21 protein-coding genes are annotated in these 19,659 nt (G+C 34.2%); 1 reads left to right on the top strand and 20 read right to left on the bottom strand.

From position 1 onward, the window contains the following. Window positions 1-25: 25 nt before the first annotated feature. Window positions 26-622 (top strand): superoxide dismutase, encoded by a 597-nt coding sequence (locus ACZ42G_RS05010; RefSeq protein WP_464851731.1) that lies wholly within the window; start codon window positions 26-28, stop codon window positions 620-622. Between the two features lie 141 nt (window positions 623-763). On the opposite strand, the gene ACZ42G_RS05005 is transcribed toward ACZ42G_RS05010, so the two are convergent. The 20 genes from ACZ42G_RS05005 to ald all read right to left on the bottom strand — a co-directional run bounded on the left by ACZ42G_RS05005 (window position 764) and on the right by ald (window position 19,602). Further along, window positions 764-2,416 (bottom strand): acyltransferase family protein, encoded by a 1,653-nt coding sequence (locus ACZ42G_RS05005; protein ID WP_464851729.1) that lies wholly within the window; start codon window positions 2,414-2,416, stop codon window positions 764-766. A 52-nt stretch (window positions 2,417-2,468) separates the two neighbouring features. After that, the gene (locus ACZ42G_RS05000) at window positions 2,469-3,338 is read right to left on the bottom strand and encodes an ABC transporter ATP-binding protein (RefSeq protein ID WP_464851727.1); all 870 of its coding nucleotides are present in this window, start codon (window positions 3,336-3,338) and stop codon (window positions 2,469-2,471) included. Then, a complete protein-coding gene (locus ACZ42G_RS04995; protein ID WP_464851725.1) occupies window positions 3,331-3,714 on the bottom strand; it encodes a GntR family transcriptional regulator in 384 nt (127 codons plus the stop codon). The genes ACZ42G_RS05000 and ACZ42G_RS04995 overlap by 8 nt, the downstream gene beginning before the upstream one ends. A gap of 213 nt (window positions 3,715-3,927) precedes the next feature. Next, window positions 3,928-5,118, bottom strand: coding sequence for a pyridoxal phosphate-dependent aminotransferase (locus tag ACZ42G_RS04990; protein ID WP_464851723.1), 1,191 nt, complete (start codon window positions 5,116-5,118; stop codon window positions 3,928-3,930). Window positions 5,119-5,166: 48 nt separating this feature from the next. Next, a complete protein-coding gene (locus ACZ42G_RS04985; RefSeq protein WP_464851721.1) occupies window positions 5,167-5,715 on the bottom strand; it encodes a 2-oxoacid:acceptor oxidoreductase family protein in 549 nt (182 codons plus the stop codon). Further along, a complete protein-coding gene (locus ACZ42G_RS04980) occupies window positions 5,705-6,535 on the bottom strand; it encodes a 2-oxoacid:ferredoxin oxidoreductase subunit beta (RefSeq protein WP_464851719.1) in 831 nt (276 codons plus the stop codon). Before ACZ42G_RS04980 ends, ACZ42G_RS04985 begins: the two co-directional genes overlap by 11 nt. Beyond that, a complete protein-coding gene (locus tag ACZ42G_RS04975; protein ID WP_464851718.1) occupies window positions 6,535-7,656 on the bottom strand; it encodes a 2-oxoacid:acceptor oxidoreductase subunit alpha in 1,122 nt (373 codons plus the stop codon). Before ACZ42G_RS04975 ends, ACZ42G_RS04980 begins: the two co-directional genes overlap by 1 nt. Next, complete coding sequence (locus ACZ42G_RS04970) at window positions 7,628-7,852, bottom strand: ATP-binding protein (protein ID WP_038069473.1); 225 nt, start codon at window positions 7,850-7,852, stop codon at window positions 7,628-7,630. The genes ACZ42G_RS04975 and ACZ42G_RS04970 overlap by 29 nt, the downstream gene beginning before the upstream one ends. 76 nt (window positions 7,853-7,928) lie before the next feature. Continuing rightward, a complete protein-coding gene (locus ACZ42G_RS04965; RefSeq protein WP_014759007.1) occupies window positions 7,929-9,053 on the bottom strand; it encodes a sodium ion-translocating decarboxylase subunit beta in 1,125 nt (374 codons plus the stop codon). Window positions 9,054-9,063: 10 nt separating this feature from the next. After that, a complete protein-coding gene (locus tag ACZ42G_RS04960; protein ID WP_464851716.1) occupies window positions 9,064-9,204 on the bottom strand; it encodes a hypothetical protein in 141 nt (46 codons plus the stop codon). Between the two features lie 36 nt (window positions 9,205-9,240). Then, entirely contained in the window at window positions 9,241-9,639 is a 399-nt protein-coding gene (gene mce / locus ACZ42G_RS04955) for a methylmalonyl-CoA epimerase (RefSeq protein WP_464851715.1), read from the bottom strand. Continuing rightward, the gene (gene meaB / locus ACZ42G_RS04950; protein WP_464851714.1) at window positions 9,636-10,586 is read right to left on the bottom strand and encodes a methylmalonyl Co-A mutase-associated GTPase MeaB; all 951 of its coding nucleotides are present in this window, start codon (window positions 10,584-10,586) and stop codon (window positions 9,636-9,638) included. Before meaB ends, mce begins: the two co-directional genes overlap by 4 nt. A 28-nt stretch (window positions 10,587-10,614) precedes the next feature. Next, a complete protein-coding gene (locus ACZ42G_RS04945) occupies window positions 10,615-11,013 on the bottom strand; it encodes a cobalamin B12-binding domain-containing protein (RefSeq protein WP_464851713.1) in 399 nt (132 codons plus the stop codon). A gap of 11 nt (window positions 11,014-11,024) precedes the next feature. After that, on the bottom strand, window positions 11,025-12,704 hold the full coding sequence (locus tag ACZ42G_RS04940) for an acyl-CoA mutase large subunit family protein (RefSeq protein ID WP_464851712.1): 1,680 nt from the start codon (window positions 12,702-12,704) through the stop codon (window positions 11,025-11,027). Between the two features lie 16 nt (window positions 12,705-12,720). Continuing rightward, the gene (locus ACZ42G_RS04935) at window positions 12,721-12,873 is read right to left on the bottom strand and encodes a hypothetical protein (RefSeq protein WP_464851710.1); all 153 of its coding nucleotides are present in this window, start codon (window positions 12,871-12,873) and stop codon (window positions 12,721-12,723) included. Window positions 12,874-12,922: 49 nt separating this feature from the next. Further along, window positions 12,923-13,915 carry an asparaginase gene (locus ACZ42G_RS04930; protein WP_464851708.1) on the bottom strand — a complete coding sequence of 331 codons (993 nt, stop codon included), beginning with the start codon at window positions 13,913-13,915 and terminating at the stop codon, window positions 12,923-12,925. A 19-nt stretch (window positions 13,916-13,934) separates the two neighbouring features. Further along, entirely contained in the window at window positions 13,935-15,185 is a 1,251-nt protein-coding gene (locus ACZ42G_RS04925) for a Glu/Leu/Phe/Val family dehydrogenase (protein ID WP_464851707.1), read from the bottom strand. Window positions 15,186-15,298: 113 nt separating this feature from the next. Continuing rightward, on the bottom strand, window positions 15,299-16,363 hold the full coding sequence (locus ACZ42G_RS04920) for a M24 family metallopeptidase (RefSeq protein ID WP_464851706.1): 1,065 nt from the start codon (window positions 16,361-16,363) through the stop codon (window positions 15,299-15,301). A gap of 174 nt (window positions 16,364-16,537) precedes the next feature. Continuing rightward, window positions 16,538-18,058: a glutamate/gamma-aminobutyrate family transporter YjeM gene (yjeM, locus tag ACZ42G_RS04915; RefSeq protein ID WP_464851704.1), complete on the bottom strand. Its 1,521-nt coding sequence runs from the start codon at window positions 18,056-18,058 to the stop codon at window positions 16,538-16,540. 422 nt (window positions 18,059-18,480) lie between these two features. After that, a complete protein-coding gene (ald, locus tag ACZ42G_RS04910; RefSeq protein WP_464851702.1) occupies window positions 18,481-19,602 on the bottom strand; it encodes an alanine dehydrogenase in 1,122 nt (373 codons plus the stop codon). Window positions 19,603-19,659: the final 57 nt, after the last annotated feature.

Genomic DNA, 19,659 nt, shown 5'->3' with positions numbered 1-19,659 from the left:
GAGATTATAGAGGGAGGTAAAATAATTGAAAAGGTTGATACCTAAAAAGTATAACTTAGTGTTAAACGGCATATCGCAAAAGACGTTGCAAGAGCATTATAAATTGTATGAAGGATATGTTAACAAGACAAATGAAATTTGGGAGAAATTAACCACGTCTGATAGGGAAAATGCAAATGCCACATACAGCCAATACAGAGAACTTAAACTGGAAGAAACGTATGCATTGGATGGCGTAAAACTGCACGAACTTTACTTTGAAAACCTTGGCGGAACAGGCGGCCTTGCAACAGGAATAATCGCTTCTATGATAACATACGATTTCGGCTCTTATGAAAACTGGCTTAACGACTTTAAAGCATGTGCAATATCGTCAAGGGGTTGGACAGTTCTTTGCTTTGACCCAATTGACTTAAAGCTTCACAATTATCTGCAAGATCTTCACAATCATGGCATCATTTCAAGGTCGATTCCCCTTTTAATAATCGATACTTACGAACATGCATATTTCATAGACTACGGAACAGATAAAAAAGGATATATTGATGCTTTCATGAACAATGTCAAATGGGATGAAGTAAACAGACGTGTACACAATTGGATCGATATGAAGAAAATTTAGCAGGATCCAAAATTTTTTCCTGCTAAATTTTCTTCTGGCAGTATTATCGTAAAAGTGCTGCCCTGCCCAACCTTACTCGCGACTTCTATTCTACCACCATGCCTTTCAATAATACCTATATTACCGTTTAAAAATTGAATTTTAGAAAATTCTTTTTATATAAGGAACCGATCTGATAAGATAGGCAATGCCAAAGCAAAGGGGAACTCCTATTACTGCTGTTAATCCGAATTTTAACAGTTGATTTGTATTGACACTGTGTAGCACCAACATTAGATATATTATGATCGGCGCGTGGATAACGTAAACTACAAAAGAATTCTGCGATAGTAACTGGCCAAATTTCTTTCCGCTGTTTAGGAAACGTCGAAAGAAAGTAATAAGTGCAAGACTCATTCCCACTGCAAAGATCGAATCCCACAATGCAAATACAGCCGACTGCCAACTACCATAGCCTATGAACAAACCGTTCAGTCCCATAAGTGCTACAGGAAGCAATATAAATGTAGATAACATCGCTAGAACAAAGCCAATCTGTCCAAAAGAACCAGGAATTGCCTGCAACCAATTTCTTTTGTATAAAAATACCCCAATTATGAAAAAGCCAAGATATTGTGGAAAATAGGCAAGCGAAGGGAACTCTATGAAAGACACTCCATATGGAATAATGATTCTAAGTAGATAACTTGCGGTCGCTAATATAAACGTAAAGAAGGCAATCTTATAAAACGTAAGTTTCGGTAGAAAACTTTCCACCTTATGTTCTTTTCTGTTTTTTTCAATCATCTGCCATCCTAAGTAGCCAATATCAAAAGCAATCAACATTACTGCAAACCACATAGGGCCTAAGGCAAAACGACTTTTTACAACACTTCCTTTAGATGAATGCATCATTTGATATCCCCATGATGCAATTGGACTGAGTATAAGAATATAAACAAGTGTAGGAATACCTAATTTCATCAGTCTGTCTTTCAGAAATTTCAAGGCACCTTTTCGCTCGAAAGAGCCCGGTGTGAAATACCCTGAAAGCAGAAATAAAAGACCCATAAAGTACGCTTGGTTCAACATCATAAACAAGTATAACATATTGTAAAGTTCAGCTAAATGTTGTAGCACTACTAGTATAACCATAAATGTACGTAAATTATCAACAAAGTAAAGACGCTTTTCTGATTTTTCTGTAGAAAGGCTTACTGCTATATTTTTTTCGGTAAGAGCACAAGACAGAAGACATGAAAGAGCCAAAAGCATAAGCCCCAAGATAAACATGACAGTCCCTATCATAATAAAATGTGATACTATATAATTTGCTAACGTACCAGGCTGACTGAGAATGTTCGTCTTTCTAGTGAAAGCAAAAGTTATTATAAAAACCAAATAAAATGGTAAATTTGAAAATATATATACTTTTGAAAATGAAAATCTAAAATATAATGGAAATATCACTGCAACCATCAGGCACACATAAAGAAAACCTGCAGTCAAATATATCAAGAATTCAGGAATATTCATTGCTCTATTTGTTAAAAGCGAAATTACATATGCCAATACAGCTGCAATAGCTCCATTTATGATGACAATCCACATAGCATACAGGTATCTACCTAAAACGACTTCGGATTTTTTTAGAGGTAACATTCCATATAATTTTTCAAGATTGTTCTTTTCATATATTGAAAAATACTGACCGGTAAGTGGCGCCGAAATAATCATAACAACTAAAGCACCAAAAATGGGTATTTTTGAAATAATCGCCAAGAATATTCCTATCACGTAACCGATCACGAACATTGGATAGCGACTCTTCATGATATTGTGATCGAGTTTTATAGACTTGAAAATGTTACTCATACTCATGATATCTTTCTCCTTTGCTTATAAATACTAATATCTCGTCAATGGAAGGTTTATCAACTATGATTTTTGGAGGTAAATATTTTATTTCAGAAGTAGGTATCAAACCTGCAAATCCTACGATATTTGTAGTAATTCCTAATATTTTTTCTTTTAGAGAATCCGGTAGGTCTTTCATATCTCCTTTAACAATACAAAAGCTATCAAGTAAATCATCTTTTGTTCCCGAATAAAAAATACTCCCATGATCGATAATTGTAATATAGTCAGCAATTTTTTCAAGATCTGAAGTAATATGGGTAGAAAAAAGAATGCTTTTCTGTCCATCTGAAATATATCTTGCCAATATTTCAAGCAGCTCATCACGTGCAACAGGATCAAGACCACTCGTCGGTTCATCAAGTATTAAAAGCTTAGCCTCATGTGACATTGCAACAGCCAACATTAACTTCATTTTCATACCGCGTGATAATTCTCTAATTTTTTTATCCATAGGTAAATTAAAATCATTTGTATATTGATTGAATAAGCTACTACTCCAATTACTATAAAATCCTTTTATTGCTTTTTCTACTTCCCATACTTTCCAACTGTCAACAAAATATATGTCATCAAAAACTACTCCAATATCCTGTTTGATTTTTTGCTCGTCTTGTAAATTATCCAAGCCAAATATTTTTATTTTGCCACCATCTTTACTAATCATATTAAGAATTAAGCGGATTGTAGTTGTCTTCCCGGCACCATTTTGTCCCACAAATCCCATGATATATCCTGTCGGCAAATTAAAAGAGATATTATTCAATGAAAAGTCTTTATATCTTTTATAAAGCCCTTGTACTTCAATAGCATTATTCATATGGATTTCCCTCCAACATAGATTTAAGTATCTCAAGCAATTCATTCTGTGACAATTTTGCCATTTTTGCAGCATTTATAGCGGCCGCAAAATTATCTTCAATATTACGAAGCAATTGTTCACGCACAATTTCATTGTTTTTAGGAGTAACAAAGCATCCTTTTCCTTGTACATTTACAATAAAACCTTCCTGCTCTAAATCAGAATATGCTCTTGTCGTTGTAACAACACTTACTTTTAATTCACTAGCAAGCTGCCTAATAGATGGAAGCACGTCTCCTTCTTTTAATTCATCACTAAGTATTGCTTCTTTAATTTGCTCCTTAATTTGTTCATAAATTGGTTTTCCAGGTATATTTCTAATTATAATCCGCAATGCAATATCACCTTCATTACGCTAATAAGTATTTAAATCCATTGTTTTTAGTGTCTATAGTGTATTTACTGTACTTATAGCAGTATAACACTTTCTTAATTTCATGTCAATGCTCTGAAAAAAACAAAAACTTGGTCCAATCATTAAGACCAAGTACTAGTAAATCGCCGTAACATAATCAAAGTTTAAGAAACTCTAAAATAATATAACATACTAAGTCAACTTTTCTAAAGCGGCTCTTATTCTTTCAAGACCATTTTTTATATTTTCGGCTGAAGTCGCATAAGATAATCTAATATAATTGTCATTTCCAAAAGCTATTCCAGGTATTATTGCAACGTTAGCTTCATCTATCAAGTATTTAGCCATGTCCAATGAATTGCTTATAATGCCATTTTTATATGACTTACCAATATAATAATCTATATTAACATATACATAGAAAGCACCCTGGGGAGTTATATATTTGAGTCCTGTAATATTATCTATTAATGACAAAATTAAATTTTTTCTTTTCTCAAACTCTATCCTTATTTTCTCTATAAAATCATTACCTTCGTTTAAAGCGACAATACTAGCATATTGTGCTATAGTATTTGGATTAGATGTAGTATGACTTTGTATATTGTTAATTACATTAGCTATTTCAGAGTTTGATGCACTGTAACCAATTCTCCATCCAGTCATCGAATATGTTTTAGACATTCCATTTATCACTACAGTCAAATTTTTAACTTTTTCATCTATAGATGCTATACTAACATGTTTTTGTTCATATATTAGCTTTTCATATATTTCATCAGAAATTATAAATATATTATTTTCAACTGCCATTTTTGCAATTTCTGATAATTCTTCTTTTGAATAAATTGCTCCTGTAGGATTGTTAGGAGTATTTATAATTATTAATTTCGTTCTCTCTGTAATTGATCTTCTAAATTCATCCGCAGAAATTTTAAAATTATTCTCTGGCTTTGTCTTTATGATGACAGGTTTGCAATTCATTAACTTAACCATCTCAGGATAACTCACCCAATATGGTGATGGAATTATAACTTCATCTCCGGGATCTAATATAGCAAGCATAGCATTGAAAATAGAATGCTTAGCTCCATTAGACACAACAATTTGATCTGCTGTGTAATTTAATCCATTATCAAGTAGTAATTTTTTGCATATAGCTTCTCTTAATTCTTTAATACCTGAAGATGCAGTATATTTTGTATAATTTTTATTTAATGCTTCCATAGCAGCATCTTTTATGAATTGAGGAGTAGCAAAATCAGGTTCTCCAGCTCCAAAGCTAATGACATCTATTCCTTGTGCTTTTAATTTATTCGCTCTATCTGTTATCTCAAGTGTTGCAGAAGGTGTTATTTTTACAGCATTTTTTGACAACATCATGTTATATACCCCCATACAATTAAACATTATAAATTGATTTAAATATCATTAAGCAGAAAGCAATACATTTCTAACAAGATTGTAGCCTGCTTCAAGAGCAATCTTATTTAATTTTTCTGTGTCTTTCGGGACTTTTTGAATAATAGCCTTCATAAGCGATTCTTGTGACACGATATTAGTCAGCTCAGCAACAACCCCAAGCAAAACTATATTTGCCGTAAAAAGACTTCCCACTTTGTTTTTTGCAGTTTCTATTATAGGCAGTGAAAAAACTTTATTCATTGTATTATCATCTACATTAATCGAACTATCGGTTATTATAATCCCATCGTTTTTTAAATCATTTTTGTACATATTGTACGCTTTTTGAGACAACACCGCCAATATATCTGGTTTTTGTACTTTTGGATAATCTATAATATCATTACTGATTATTACTTCAGACTTGCTTGCACCGCCTCTTGCTTCAGGACCATACGATTGCGTTTCTACACAATTCTTTCCATCTAACAATACGGCTTCTGCCAATATTATGCCAGCCAAAATTATGCCTTGTCCTCCTGCACCTGCAAATCTCATCTCAAATTTATTTATCATCACTATTCACCTTCAATGACTTAATCATTTTATCATATTTCTCAGTAAATTCCGGCTCATCTACGTTTAAAAATTCTCCTATAAAGAATTTATCTGAAAGCTCTTCTTCAGAAATCTTTTTCATGCTGTCGATTGAAACAGCGTGTTCCTTTTGCCACTTTAGCATCTCTTTGGCATCGCCTTTCTTGTTTTTTCTCCCATAATACGTAGGGCACATGCTAATTGCTTCTATAAACGAAAAACCTTTATGCATAATCCCGTTTTCAATCAATTTGATTAACTGCTGTACGTGGTACGACGTGCCTCTGGCGACATATGTAGCTCCTGCTGCCATTGCAAGTTTACACATATCGAAATCTCTATCTATGTTTCCATACGGCGTAGTTGTAGATTTATCCATAGATGGTGTAGATGGAGAATACTGTCCACCTGTCATGCCATAAATGCTATTATTGAACATTATGGTAGTCAAATCTATATTTCGTCTGCATGCGTGGATAAAGTGATTGCCACCTATTGCAGCACAATCCCCATCGCCAGTAATTACTATAACTGTGAGAGATGGATTAGCCACTTTTATACCGGTGGCAAATGCCAATGCTCTGCCATGTGTTGTGTGAAGCGTATTAAAATTAAGATATCCTGAAGCTCTTGATGAACATCCTATGCCTGATACAATACAGACCTTATCACGATCTAAGTTTAATTTATCAATGGCTCTTACAATTGCTGATGTTATTATTCCATTGCCACAGCCTGGGCACCATATAGTAGGCAATGTATCAGTCCTAAAGTATTTTTCTATAAGTTCAAACGCCATCATAACACCTTCTTTACATTTTCAAATATATATTGTGGTGTCAGATATTCCCCATTAAATTTATTTATTTTAATCACCTTCCCAAAGCCTTTGACTAAACGGTCGATTTCCAAATAGAGTTGTCCATTGTTCATTTCAACCACAAAAATGTATTTGAATTTTTTACTTATTTCTTTGAAATGTGCTTCAGGAAAAGGCCAAATCGTTATTGGTTTAAAAAAAGATGCATTAATCCCTGCTTCGCCAAGCATTTTTATAGACTCTTTGCACGCTCTTGCAGAAGAACCGTAAGATACAATAAGCACATCACTATCTTTTCTTATTTCCTCATCGTAAACGCAGATATCATCCCTGTTATTTTCAATCTTGCCTAAAAGCCTCCTCATTAATTTTTCGTTTACATCAGTACTATTTGTAGGATATCCTTTTTCATCATGGGCAAGCCCTGTAACATGATATTTATACCCTAAGCCGAATGGTATAAACTGTGTAGCACCATCTAATACATTTTTATAAGGCATGTATTCATCTTTGTCTGGAAAATCAAATCGATCATTTGTAATATTTAGATCATCCTCAATTTCTATTCTTTCTCTCACATGACCTATAACTTCATCTAACAGTAAAATCACAGGTGTCCTGTATTTGTAGGCAAAATTGAATGCTTTAATCGTTATTTCGTACACCTCTTTTACTGATGATGGTGACATTACTATTATTGGATGATCTCCATGTGTTCCCCATCTTGACTGCATTACATCACCTTGTGATGGCATTGTCGGCATGCCTGTGCTGGGCCCACATCTTTGCACATCAACAATAACGCATGGAATCTCTGCTATTGACGCAAATCCAATATTTTCCTGTTTTAGCGAAAATCCAGGACCTGACGTTGCCGTCATGGCTTTTGCTCCTGCTAATGATGCACCGATAACAGCAGCCATACTGCTTAATTCATCTTCCATTTGTACAAACTTGCCACCGATTAATGGAAGCTTTTCTGAGCAAAGTTCTGCGATTTCTGTAGAAGGAGTGATCGGATAACCTGCAAAAAAATTCAAACCTGCTTTTATAGCTGCATCTACAACTGCTTCATTTCCTTGCATTAATTTTACCGTCATCGTCTATCACCTCTAAATAAATTGCATAATCTGGGCATCTTAGTTCACATAAACCGCATGATATGCACTTTTCTTGGCTTATTAAAAAAACTTTATTATCTTTCATGGTCAAAGCATTTACAGGACAAAATTCTACACAAATCCCGCATCCTTTGCACCAGTTTTCGTTTATACATATTTTTTTGTTCCTCACAATATCACCTTCGAAAATCGAATAAATTTATCCTTGCCAAACTTATCGAAGTACAATCTACTGTCAGTATGAATAAAATTTAATGAACTCCTAAAATGGTCAACATCATTCCACCCGCTATGGCAGTGCCAAAAACACCTGCTAAGTTTGGACCCATGGCAAACATGATTAAAAAATTATATGGATTTTCTTTAATAGCAACGTAGTGTGAAACACGGGCCGCTATAGGAACAGAAGCAATACCTGCCGATCCTATTAGAGGATTTATCTTTCCTCCAGATAATTTATTCAAAAGTTTTGCACCTAAAATGCCTCCAGCCGTTCCTGTCATAAAAGCAACAAGCCCTAAAACTATTATTTCTAAAGTCTTAATCGTAAGAAAGGTGTCAGCTTTCATTGTTGAACCGATAGATATACCTAATAATATTGTGATGACATTCATCAATTCTCCACTGGCAGTCTTAGCCAATCTATCGACGACGCCTGATTCTTTTAATAAGTTTCCAAGCATCATCATTGTAATAAGCGGTGCTATTGGCGGTAATAGCATATCTATCAATACGGTAATAACAATAGGAAAAACAATCTTTTCTGTTTTTGAAACTTCTCTCGGTTGCTTCATAATGATTTTTCTTTCTTCTTTTGTAGTTAAAAGCTTCATAATAGGCGGTTGAATAAGCGGCATCAATGCCATGTATGAATAAGCTGCAACAGATATTTGTGCCATCAGATTAGGGGCAAGTTTTTGCGTAACGTAAATTGCCATAGGCCCATCTGCCCCGCCTATTATTCCTATGGCCGCCGATTGATATATGGAAAACCCTAAAATTTTCGCCCCTATTAATGCGATAAATATACCTATATGAGCAAATGCACCCAGGATCACAAGGCTGGGATTTGCAATCATTGGTCCAAAATCAGTCATAGCTCCAACACCTAAAAATATAAGTGGAGGATATACGATCTTTTTAACGCCAAGATAAAATATTCCAATAAGCCCATTTGGCAAAAGCAAATTAGTGGATGGTATATTTGCCACTATGCATCCAAACCCTATCGGCAACAAAAGATATGGCTCGTACTTTTTAGCAATAGAAAGAGAAATAAAAGCTATTCCTAAAGCTATCAATATTGCATTTCCTAACGTCAAATGAACTAAACCAGTTGATTTAAACATTTCCTTTATAATGTCTAAAATAATCATGTTTTATCTCCTACTTTTTTAAGTATTTAGATATTTTATTTAAAAAAGGAAATAGCCTTAATATGCCATCAATCAAAAAGAGAAATATTATCAGCAAAATCATATCAAGCAGAGATAAGTAAATTGCACCTATTACTGTATTTCCTACCAATTAACTATCCCCCTTAGCTTACAAATTTAAGTCATGTCATTTCTGACATAGCTCTAATAGCACCCCGTTAGTGCTTTTGGGATGTACGAATGCTATCTTTGAGCCTTCCGCACCAAGCTTAGGTATTTCATCAATTAGTCTGATTCCTTTAGATTTTAATTTTTCTAATGATGCTTCAATATCATCGACTTTAAATGCTATGTGATGGATTCCTTCTCCTTTTTTCTCAATAAATTTTGCTACAGGGCTATCAGGTGATGTAGCCTCTAATAGTTCTATCTCAACATCTCCAATTTTGACAAAAGCTGTTTTTAGATTTTCAGAACTTAAGGTTTCAATTCCAACAACTTTTTGTCCTAAAACGTCCTCATAAAACTTAGATGCCTCTTCTATGCTTTTTACTGCTATACCTATATGATCAATTTTTTTTATCATTTGAAGTCCTCCTTGAGATTTTTATATATATCTTCCGCAATCATATATGGATTTGCCAATCCAGCATATTCTGCCTTAATCAATTCTGTGATGTTTTCCTGACTTATTTTCTCGTTTAAAACTTTCATAAAATTGTCAATTACTATATCTAAAATTTCCCATCTTAAATTTTTAAGCCGCCTTTCTTTAAGACCACCTGTTTTTTCAAGATAATATCGATGCTCTTTTATTTTAGAAAGAAGCGTACTACAGCCTTTGCCATACAATGCAGAAACCTCTAATACCGGCGGTCTCCAATCTGATTTATCATTTAAATCAAGCATAAAATTAATTTCTGCCGCCGTTTTATCAGCTCCTTCTCTATCTGATTTATTGACTACAAATATATCACCAATCTCCATTATCCCAGATTTAATAGCTTGTATATCATCACCCATACCTGGAGATAAAACCATCACATTTGTATCAGAAGCCTTCACAATGTCAATTTCCGATTGACCCACTCCAGATGTCTCCACAATGATATAGTCCATACCGACAATATCCAATATGTGAATTGCTGCTCTTGTTGTTTTCGCCAATCCACCAAGCTTGCCTCTTGTTCCCATGCTCCTCATATATACATTTTTATTAAGCGCTATATCGCTCATTCTAACCCTATCCCCAAGTATAGCTCCACCAGAGAAAAAGCTGGTAGGGTCTACTGCAAGAATTCCAACTGAATAATTATCTTTTAGAAGAAATTTTGCTATTTCATTTGTAAGAGTGCTTTTCCCTACACCTGGAGGTCCGGTTATACCGATTACATAAGCTTTTCCGGCCTTGTTGTATAGATTTTTGATTATCTCATAAACTTTTTCATCACCATTTTCTGCCATAGTTATAGCTTTAGCTATGGCTTTTTTGTCTTTCTTTAATAGCAAGTTTTCTAAATCTATATCTCTCATTTTTAAGCCTCTTTTCATCAAGCTTAAATTATTGGACTTTTACATTTTTCATAATATATTCTACAGCCTTTGATGTAGGCGTACCTGGTGTAAATATTTCTTTTATACCTACAGATTTTAGAAATGGTATATCCTCATCAGGAATTATGCCGCCAGCAATTACCATAATTTCCTCTGCTGCCCTATCCTTTAGCAAATTCATTATTTTAGGAAACAATGTGTTGTGAGCACCAGATAAAATGCTTAATGCGATGACATCAACATCTTCTTGGATTGCTGCTTCTACAATCTGTTCGGGTGTCTGCCTCAATCCTGTATATATGACTTCCATCCCAGCATCTTTAAATGCCCTTGCAATCACTTTTGCACCTCTGTCATGTCCATCAAGACCTGGCTTAGCCACAAGAACTCTAATTGGCCTTTTCATTTTCTCACCCCTTATAAGACTATGTTCTCTCTGTATTCTCCAAACACAGATCGTAGCACATCGCATATCTCGCCAAGTGTTGCATACGCTCTAACTGCATCTATTATTTGAGGCATAATGTTTTCTTGACTACAAGCAGCCTCTTTAAGGTCTGATAATCTTCTCTTTACTTCTTCATTATCTCTTTCAGCCCTAAGTTTTTTTAGCTTTTCTTTTTGCATCTCTCCAACTTGAGGATCAACTTTAAGCAAGTTGCCGTAGTATTTTTCTTCAGTTTTAAACTTGTTCAAGCCTACTATAATCCTCTCACCTTTTTCAATCTCCTTTTGATACCTGTACGCGCTATCTTGTATTTCCTTTTGAATAAATCCACTCTTTATTGCACAGGCAGCACCGCCAAGCTCATCAATTTTTTTTATGTATTGTAAAGCTTTCTCCTCTATTTGATTCGTTAAATACTCTACGTAGTAACTGCCTGCCAGCGGATCAGGTGTATCACATACGCCGCTTTCGTATGCTATTATCTGCTGAGTCCTTAATGCAATCTTCACCGAATCTTCTGATGGCAGCGCCAATGCTTCATCGCGGCTATTCGTGTGAAGTGATTGAGTTCCTCCTAACACTGCAGCCAATGCCTGCAGCGCAACTCTTACAATATTATTATCAGGTTGCTGAGCAGTTAACGTAGAACCGCCAGTCTGTGTATGAAATCTAAGCATCATTGATTTTGGATTTTTAGCATTGAATCTTTCTTTCATTATCCTTGCCCACATCCTTCTGGCAGCTCTGAATTTCGCCACCTCTTCTAATAAATCATTGTGAGCGCTAAAGAAAAATGAAAGCCTCGGTGCAAAGTCATCAACATCAAGTCCCGCTTTTAATGCGGCATTTACGTATTCTATCCCGTTTGCCAATGTAAAAGCTACCTCTTGCACAGCTGTAGCTCCAGCTTCCCTTATGTGATAACCACTTATGCTTATCGTGTTCCACTTTGGAATGTATTTGGAACAATATTTGAATATGTCTGTTGTAATCCTTAATGAAGGTTCAATTGGAAAAATGTATGTTCCACGAGCAATGTATTCTTTCAATATGTCGTTTTGAATAGTTCCTTCCAATTTGTCTAAAGAAACTCCTTGCTTTTCTGCGACAGCGATGTACATTGCTAAAAGAACTGCTGCAGGGGCATTTATCGTCATGGATGTACTGACTCTATCGAGAGGTATCCCATCAAACAAAATTTCCATATCTAAAAGAGAATCTACAGCAACACCAACTTTCCCTACTTCACCTTCAGCCATCGGATGATTCGAATCATATCCTATCTGTGTTGGTAAATCGAATGCTATGCTTAACCCTGTCTGTCCCTGCGAAAGTAAGTATTTATACCTTGCATTTGATTCCTCAGCAGTACCAAATCCAGCATACTGCCTCATAGTCCAGAACCTTCCTCGGTACATGGTTGGCTGTACGCCCCTTGTAAATGGATATTGTCCTGGAAAACCAATATCGTTTAAATAGTCCAAGTCAGCTATATTGTCAGGGGTATATATGTTTTTTATTTCTACACCTGATGAAGTCATAAATTTTTCTTTTCGTTCTGGATATTTTTCTTTAACTTTGTCCAAACAATCTTTCATCCATTTTTGTTTATTATTTTTTATATTGTTTATACTTTCATTTTGATTCATTGTAATCCCCTCTAAATTATTGATGAATCCCATTTTTTATATAATCTAATCTCGCTTTAAATGCAGATAATAAATTATTAGCAGTTATGGCTTCCTCTATCAAATCTGAAACAGGTAAATTGTAAAGAATACTGCCAGAATTTTTAAATACATCATCTAAATCTATCATAAGCAATTCTCCTCTCGAACTTCCAAAAGTATTTAAGGTTTCTTTGCCGTCAATATTTAGATTGAAACATTTCTTTGATTTTTTCATAATCATTTGTATAGCCTAAGCAAGCCATCAATTTTATTCTCGCTTTTGGACCAGTAAGATTTTCTCCAAAAATTACTCCTATAGATGCTAATTCTTTGCCTCCACCTTTATACCCATAAATATCAAGCACACGACCAGACATACAACGAGAGACAATAACGATAATAACGTTATTAGCAAGTGCATATTTGATACCGTCAACCATCTTTGGTGTTACATTGCCTCTTCCTGTACCTTCAATTACAATCCCCTTATCTCCAGAGTCAACGCAAAACTTTATTAACTTATCATCCATCCCAATTACAGTTTTTAAAAGACTTACTTTTTCTTCCATTGAATCAGTTAAAATTTTCTTTTGTTTTATTGTATTTCTGTAAAATATGACTTTATCAGTATCAACGATTCCAACTGGGCCCAGCATTGGACTGCAAAAAGCATCTAAACTGCTGGTACTGATTTTGACGACTTCACTGGCAGCAAATATCTTACTATTAAATACAACCAAGACACCTTTATTGATAGATTTTTCGTCTATAGCAACTTTAATTGATGCTTTCACATTGTTTATACCATCATACCCATCTTCAGAAGCATTTCTAATGGCTCCCGTTAAAATAACTGGCTTAGAAGAATCTATTGTCAAATCTAAGAAATAGGCTGATTCTTCTAAAGTATCTGTACCATGTGTTATTACAACCCCACATATATCATTACTACTCAACAGATTCAGAATAACATTCCTTAATTTTTTTAATAAATCAATTGTTAGATGAGGACTTGGATAATTTCCAAACTCAACTATTTCTATTTCTACACCTTCGAAATTGGCATTAAATAATCCCATAATCTCATGGCCTGTCAATGTCGGTACGACAGATTTTGTATCTTTATTCATTGCCATAGCAATTGTTCCGCCAGTATATATAATTGCAACTTTTTTGCTCAAGACTTCCACCTTGCTTTTTTTAAATTTATCATACCCATCCGCGCATTTTCATGGCTTCATAAATTCTTTTTAACGATGTAATATATGCTGCTGTCCGCATATCAACTTTAAAATCTCTTGATGTTTCATAAACTTTTTCAAAAGCTTTTATCATTATTTGCTTTTGCCTTTTTTCTACTTCTTCTAAAGCCCAATAATAATTGTCCAGATTTTGAACCCATTCAAAATATGAAACTGTTACACCTCCTGCATTAGCCAATATATCTGGAACCACAAACACTTTCCTTTCGTACAAAATTTTATCTGCCTCCGGTGTTGTCGGTCCATTTGCTCCTTCGCATATTATTTTTGTCTTTATTGATCTTGCAACATCTGAAGTAATCTGATTTTCTAAAGCTGCTGGCACAAATATGTCTGTCTCAAGTTCAAATAATTTATCGTTAGCTATCTGTTCCGCACCATCAAATCCTACTACGCTTCCATTTTCCTTTACATATTCAATTAATTTGTTGATATCTATTCCTTCTTTATTGTATATGCCACCTTTTACATCACTTATAGCTATAATCTTAGCCCCAAGTCTCTGCAAATTTAATGCAGAATATTTACCTACATTGCCGAAACCTTGAATGCATACCGTACAATTTTTTATATCTAAATTTAAATACTTTGTAGCTTCATGAGCCATCAAGGCCACACCATAGCCTGTTGCCTCTGTTCTTCCAAGAGATCCACCAGATATTATTGGTTTTCCTGTTATAATTGCTGGACTATTTTTCCCTGTTAATTTACTGTATTCATCCATCATCCATGCCATAATTTGCTCATTTGTATTTACATCAGGTGCTGGTATATCTTTGTCAGGTCCAATAATGCTGAAAATCTCTCTAATATAACCTCTACTCAATCTTTCTAATTCACTTTTTGACAGTGTATCAGGATCTACAATTACACCACCCTTAGCTCCTCCAAATGGCACACCCACTACACTGCATTTAAAACTCATCCAAATTGAAAGTGCCTTTACTTCATCAATATTTACATTTGGGTGAAATCTTATTCCACCTTTTGTTGGACCTACTGCATCATTGTGCTGTGCTCTATAACCTTTAAATATCACTATTGATCCGTTATCCATCCTCACAGGTATGGACACTTCTAAAAATCTTATTGGTTCTTTTAATATTTGATAAACCGAATCACTTACTTTTAATAACTTACATGCATTTTTTATTTCCTGTTGTGCATTTGTTAATGGGTTTAAACATTCTTTGTTCACGATTTATCTCCTCTCAAATCAAATATTTTCTACTTTTTGTAGTATAACTTGCATACTATTATAAATTGTTGAAATTTTTGCATCATATTGATGTATAAAATATTTTATCAATATCAAATTTCAATTAACTCTTTGGGTGAATCTGTAAGGTTTATAACACCATTTTCCTCTATTACCACCATATCTTCAATTCTAACACCACCAAAATTTGGAATATATATTCCCGGTTCAACAGTTACCACCATGTTGATTTTTAAAGTGCCGTTTTTATTTTTAGCCATATATGGTGATTCATGTATTTCTAACCCAACACCATGGCCTAATGAATGTCCAAAATATTCACCATAGCCCTCATTTTCTATAACGCTTCGTGCTAAATTGTCTCCTTCGTATTCTTTAATGTTAGCTTTTAAATTTTCTAACGCATGTTTTTGTGCATTTAAAACAATATTATATATCTTTTTTTGTTCTTCTGTTGCTTTACCTACCACTATTGTTCTGGTCATATCAGAACAATAGCCATTATATTTACATCCATAATCAAATACAACAAACTCTCCATTTTCTATAGTTTTTTCTGATGCTTTACCATGCGGTAGTGCAGATCTAAATCCTGATGCAACGATGGTATCAAATGATGTACCTTCAGCACCTTCTTTTCTCATATAATATTCCATTTCAGCAGCAATATCTTTTTCTTTCATTCCTACTTTTATAATACCTAAGATATGTTCAAATGCTTTTTCTGCTATCTTCTGAGCATGCTTAATATTTTCAATTTCCTTTTCATCTTTTATAGAACGCAGTGGCTCTATTATGTTATTTAACGGTTCCAGATGAATTCTGTAAGTTTCTTTTAGTATTGCATAGGTTTCGTATGTCATATATCCGCCTTCAAAACCCAATTTCTTTATTCCTGATAAATTTACACATTCGCTTACCGCTTTAAGCATATCGCGATTATTGTCTATTATAAGAAAACCATCTGTCTCAATTTTTGCCTGTTCAATATATCTTGAATCGGTAATGAAAAAAGCTTTATCTCTTGTAACAATTGCAACACTTTCATCTCCTGTAAAACCAGTTATGTAAGTTACATTTGCTGGCTTTGATATATAATATCCATCAAAATCATTTTGAGATAATAAGTCTTGCAATTTCATCAAACGCCTATTCATACTAAAATCTCCTTTACAATTTTATAATGAATAAATATATTGTGAACTTTAAAGGGATAGGAATTTTCTACCCCTTTAAAGTTGTTTACTAATGGTAATAATGCAACCTTTTACAAATTCTTATATCGCATTCTCCATTATGTCTAATACTTCTCATTTAAGCCAATTTTAAAATTAATTCTCTAACTTCTCTTTTGTTTCAACTCCATAATTTCTTTTTTCATATCTTCTGAACATTAGCAGAGCTACAACAGTAAAGAACAACGGACCAGCAATCATCCACAACGTGGATGCTATATCTTTTGAAAATGCCGGTTCAATTATAGTAAAAATATTTGCAAATCCTACTGTAACAGATGTTAATACAGTGGCAATTATCACAGATGTTTTACTTTTAAAAATTTCAAACGGTTTATTAATCTTCTTATTATTTTTAAATGCTGGATAGACTAAGCATAAAAACACATATGGCAATGTCATCGCAACATTAGTCATGAGCACAATACGAGCAAAGAAAACTTTGGCAATATCTCCTCCGAATGATATAAGAAACAGCATAACTGCAACTAACAAGCATTGTATCCACATAGCATACTTAGGCACACCTTTTTCGTCAATTTCCGCAGTTTTTCCAGGCCATAACTCAGCAGGTGTACCTTCTATCAATTGCCTTAATGGCGCATAACTTAGCGTGAAGAAAGCACCCATCAGTGATAAAAATACTGATAATGCCACTATCCTGGCTGTCCAATTGCCTATGATTATTGCCGTGCTTTTGCTTGCACCTAAGCTTAATCCGATTTGATATCCAAAATTATTCATGATCACATATTGGGCATTTGCCATATTGACATTATTAGATGCTAAAACACTATTCCATTTTGTAAAAATCCCAACCAAGAATATTCCCAAAGAATATCCGATTGCAATTATGATAGCTGAAAACAATACTCCTTTAGGAAATGTCTTCTCTGCATTTTCCGTTTGGTCTACAACGCCACCAACTACCTCTGTTCCCCCATACGCAAATATAGCAAATACGATAAATGACAAAACAGCAATAGGAGATAAGTATGATGGATTAGGCGAAACCATAAAAGATTTTAAAGATGTAATTGGTTCGGCTAATTTCCCTCCATTGGCTATCAATACAACAATAGAGCCAAGTAAGAATACAACGTTTATCGTCAGCACAGATGTACCACCGATTGAAGCAATTTTCGAAACCCAATTTAAACCTTTACTTGCCACGTAAGTAATCAATATGATAAGCAATATTCCTAATAATCCAATAACTTGAGTCGAATTTAGTCCAAACAATTTAAGAGAAGAAGTTCTATCAGTGCCAAAAATTATATTTGAAATATTGATAAAAATTGTGGAGCAAATGCTAACCATCCATACCACGTATGACGCATACCACATGAAAGTACCGACAAAAGCGTATTTAGGTCCTGCCGATTTTTCCATCCATGTGTATATTCCACCACTTTCTTCTTTAAACGCCGCTCCAAATTCAGCCATCATAAACGCGTAAGGCAAGAAAAATGTTATGCCCGATAAAATGTACCATGGTATTGCACTGTAGCCCATAAGGTAAAAAGCTCTCGGCATATTATTGAAGCCAAAAACAGAAGTGAAGATCATCAAGATCAAAGGCACTAACGTCAATTTTTTCTTTGAATTATCATTCATATCGCTACTCCTCCTCGTTATTTAAACTTTTACTTTATATATTAAAATTTTTTAATCTATATAAATTATAATGCAATTATATCAAAATTTCAATATAATTCGTAATTGAATTATTAATTTTAATTTATGCAATTTTCTGTATATATTGTTTAACCTTAATGGAAATTTTGTGATATGAAAAATATCTTATTTTATTGCTTGAATAAGTTACAATGGAAAGTTTCAATTAATACGATTTCTAAATTTATCGATGTTTTAGCACAGCGTCTTTCTTGTAGCTAATTTTGATTGATAAAAAAGATAATCACAATAATATCAATTTAAGCTTTAATGCAACTGTTTGGAAAGGATATATGATCTTCGGCATATATCCTTTCCATTTGTAACTTCATCTTTTCTATTGCATTATATAAGATGACTTTTTATTCTGACAAAGCTTCTATTGGATCTACATATTCAAATCCATGAGCTTCTGCTACCGCTTTGTAAGTGACATGGCCATTTATGACATTAAGTCCTCTCATAAGCGATTTATTCTCTAATAAGGCTTTCTTATAACCTTTATCTGCAATCTGCAATGCGTATGGCAAAGTAACATTTGTCAATGCAAATGTAGATGTCCTCGGAACTACACCGGGTATATTTGGAACAGAATAATGCACCACATCGTATTTTATAAAGTATGGATTGTCATGAGATGTTATTCTGTCCATCGTTTCGACAGAACCACCTTGGTCTATAGCTACATCGACGATTACAGATCCTTTTCTCATGTTCTTTACCATTTCTTCTGTTATTATTTTTGGTGTCTTAGCCCCCGGAATAAGCACTGCTCCTATTACTAAATCAGCTTCTTCAGTACATTTAGCTATATTATAACTGTTTGACATAAGAGTCGTTACTTTTCCTCCAAAAACGTCATCTAAGTATGCAAGCCTTGAAGCATTTACATCAAGTATTGTAACATTAGCTCCCATTCCAACTGCAATCTTTGCTGCATTTAGTCCTACCGTTCCACCACCGACTATGACAACATTCGCCTTTTCAACACCTGGAACACCGCTTAGTAGAACTCCTCTGCCATTATTTTTGCTAAGCAACAAATAAGCACCTATCGTAACTGATAGTCTGCCTGCCACTTCACTCATAGGACTTAATAGCGGTAGCATTCCATCATCTGTCTGAACTGTTTCATATGCTATACCTACTACTTTTTTCTTTAAAAGCGCTTCTGTTTGCTGTCTATCTGGAGCTAAATGTAAATAGGTAAACAAAATCTGTCCTTCTTTAAAATAATCATACTCGGAAGGTTGTGGTTCCTTGACCTTTAATATCATATCAGATTCATTAAAAACGTCTTCAGCCCTGTTAATGATTTCAGCTCCAGCCTTTTTATATTCTTCGTTAGTTATCCCACTGATTAAACCAGCATTATTTTCAATTAATACTCTATGTCCTTTACTGCAAAATGCATGAACACCGGCAGGTGTAATAGCAACTCTTCCTTCTTCTTCTTTTATTTCTTTTGGTACTCCGATTATCATTGTGATCGCTCCTTTGTAATATATTTTATTAAAATCATTCTAATCCGACAGCTTTTA

It is taken from the genome of Thermoanaerobacterium calidifontis, from assembly GCF_055381745.1.
This window is presented reverse-complemented; position numbering and strand designations above follow the sequence as displayed.

Coding starts and splice junctions, on each gene's coding strand:
- ACZ42G_RS05005 (WP_464851729.1), bottom strand. CDS start 2,416: ATGTTCGTGATCGGTTACGTGATAGGAATATTCTTGGCGATTATTTCA.
- ACZ42G_RS05000 (WP_464851727.1), bottom strand. CDS start 3,338: ATGAATAATGCTATTGAAGTACAAGGGCTTTATAAAAGATATAAAGAC.
- ACZ42G_RS04990 (WP_464851723.1), bottom strand. CDS start 5,118: ATGATGTTGTCAAAAAATGCTGTAAAAATAACACCTTCTGCAACACTT.
- ACZ42G_RS04985 (WP_464851721.1), bottom strand. CDS start 5,715: ATGATAAATAAATTTGAGATGAGATTTGCAGGTGCAGGAGGACAAGGC.
- ACZ42G_RS04980 (WP_464851719.1), bottom strand. CDS start 6,535: ATGGCGTTTGAACTTATAGAAAAATACTTTAGGACTGATACATTGCCT.
- ACZ42G_RS04975 (WP_464851718.1), bottom strand. CDS start 7,656: ATGACGGTAAAATTAATGCAAGGAAATGAAGCAGTTGTAGATGCAGCT.
- ACZ42G_RS04965 (WP_014759007.1), bottom strand. CDS start 9,053: ATGATTATTTTAGACATTATAAAGGAAATGTTTAAATCAACTGGTTTA.
- mce (WP_464851715.1), bottom strand. CDS start 9,639: ATGATAAAAAAAATTGATCATATAGGTATAGCAGTAAAAAGCATAGAA.
- meaB (WP_464851714.1), bottom strand. CDS start 10,586: ATGAGAGATATAGATTTAGAAAACTTGCTATTAAAGAAAGACAAAAAA.
- ACZ42G_RS04945 (WP_464851713.1), bottom strand. CDS start 11,013: ATGAAAAGGCCAATTAGAGTTCTTGTGGCTAAGCCAGGTCTTGATGGA.
- ACZ42G_RS04940 (WP_464851712.1), bottom strand. CDS start 12,704: ATGAATCAAAATGAAAGTATAAACAATATAAAAAATAATAAACAAAAA.
- ACZ42G_RS04935 (WP_464851710.1), bottom strand. CDS start 12,873: ATGATAGATTTAGATGATGTATTTAAAAATTCTGGCAGTATTCTTTAC.
- ACZ42G_RS04920 (WP_464851706.1), bottom strand. CDS start 16,363: ATGAATAGGCGTTTGATGAAATTGCAAGACTTATTATCTCAAAATGAT.
- yjeM (WP_464851704.1), bottom strand. CDS start 18,058: ATGAATGATAATTCAAAGAAAAAATTGACGTTAGTGCCTTTGATCTTG.
- ald (WP_464851702.1), bottom strand. CDS start 19,602: ATGATAATCGGAGTACCAAAAGAAATAAAAGAAGAAGAAGGAAGAGTT.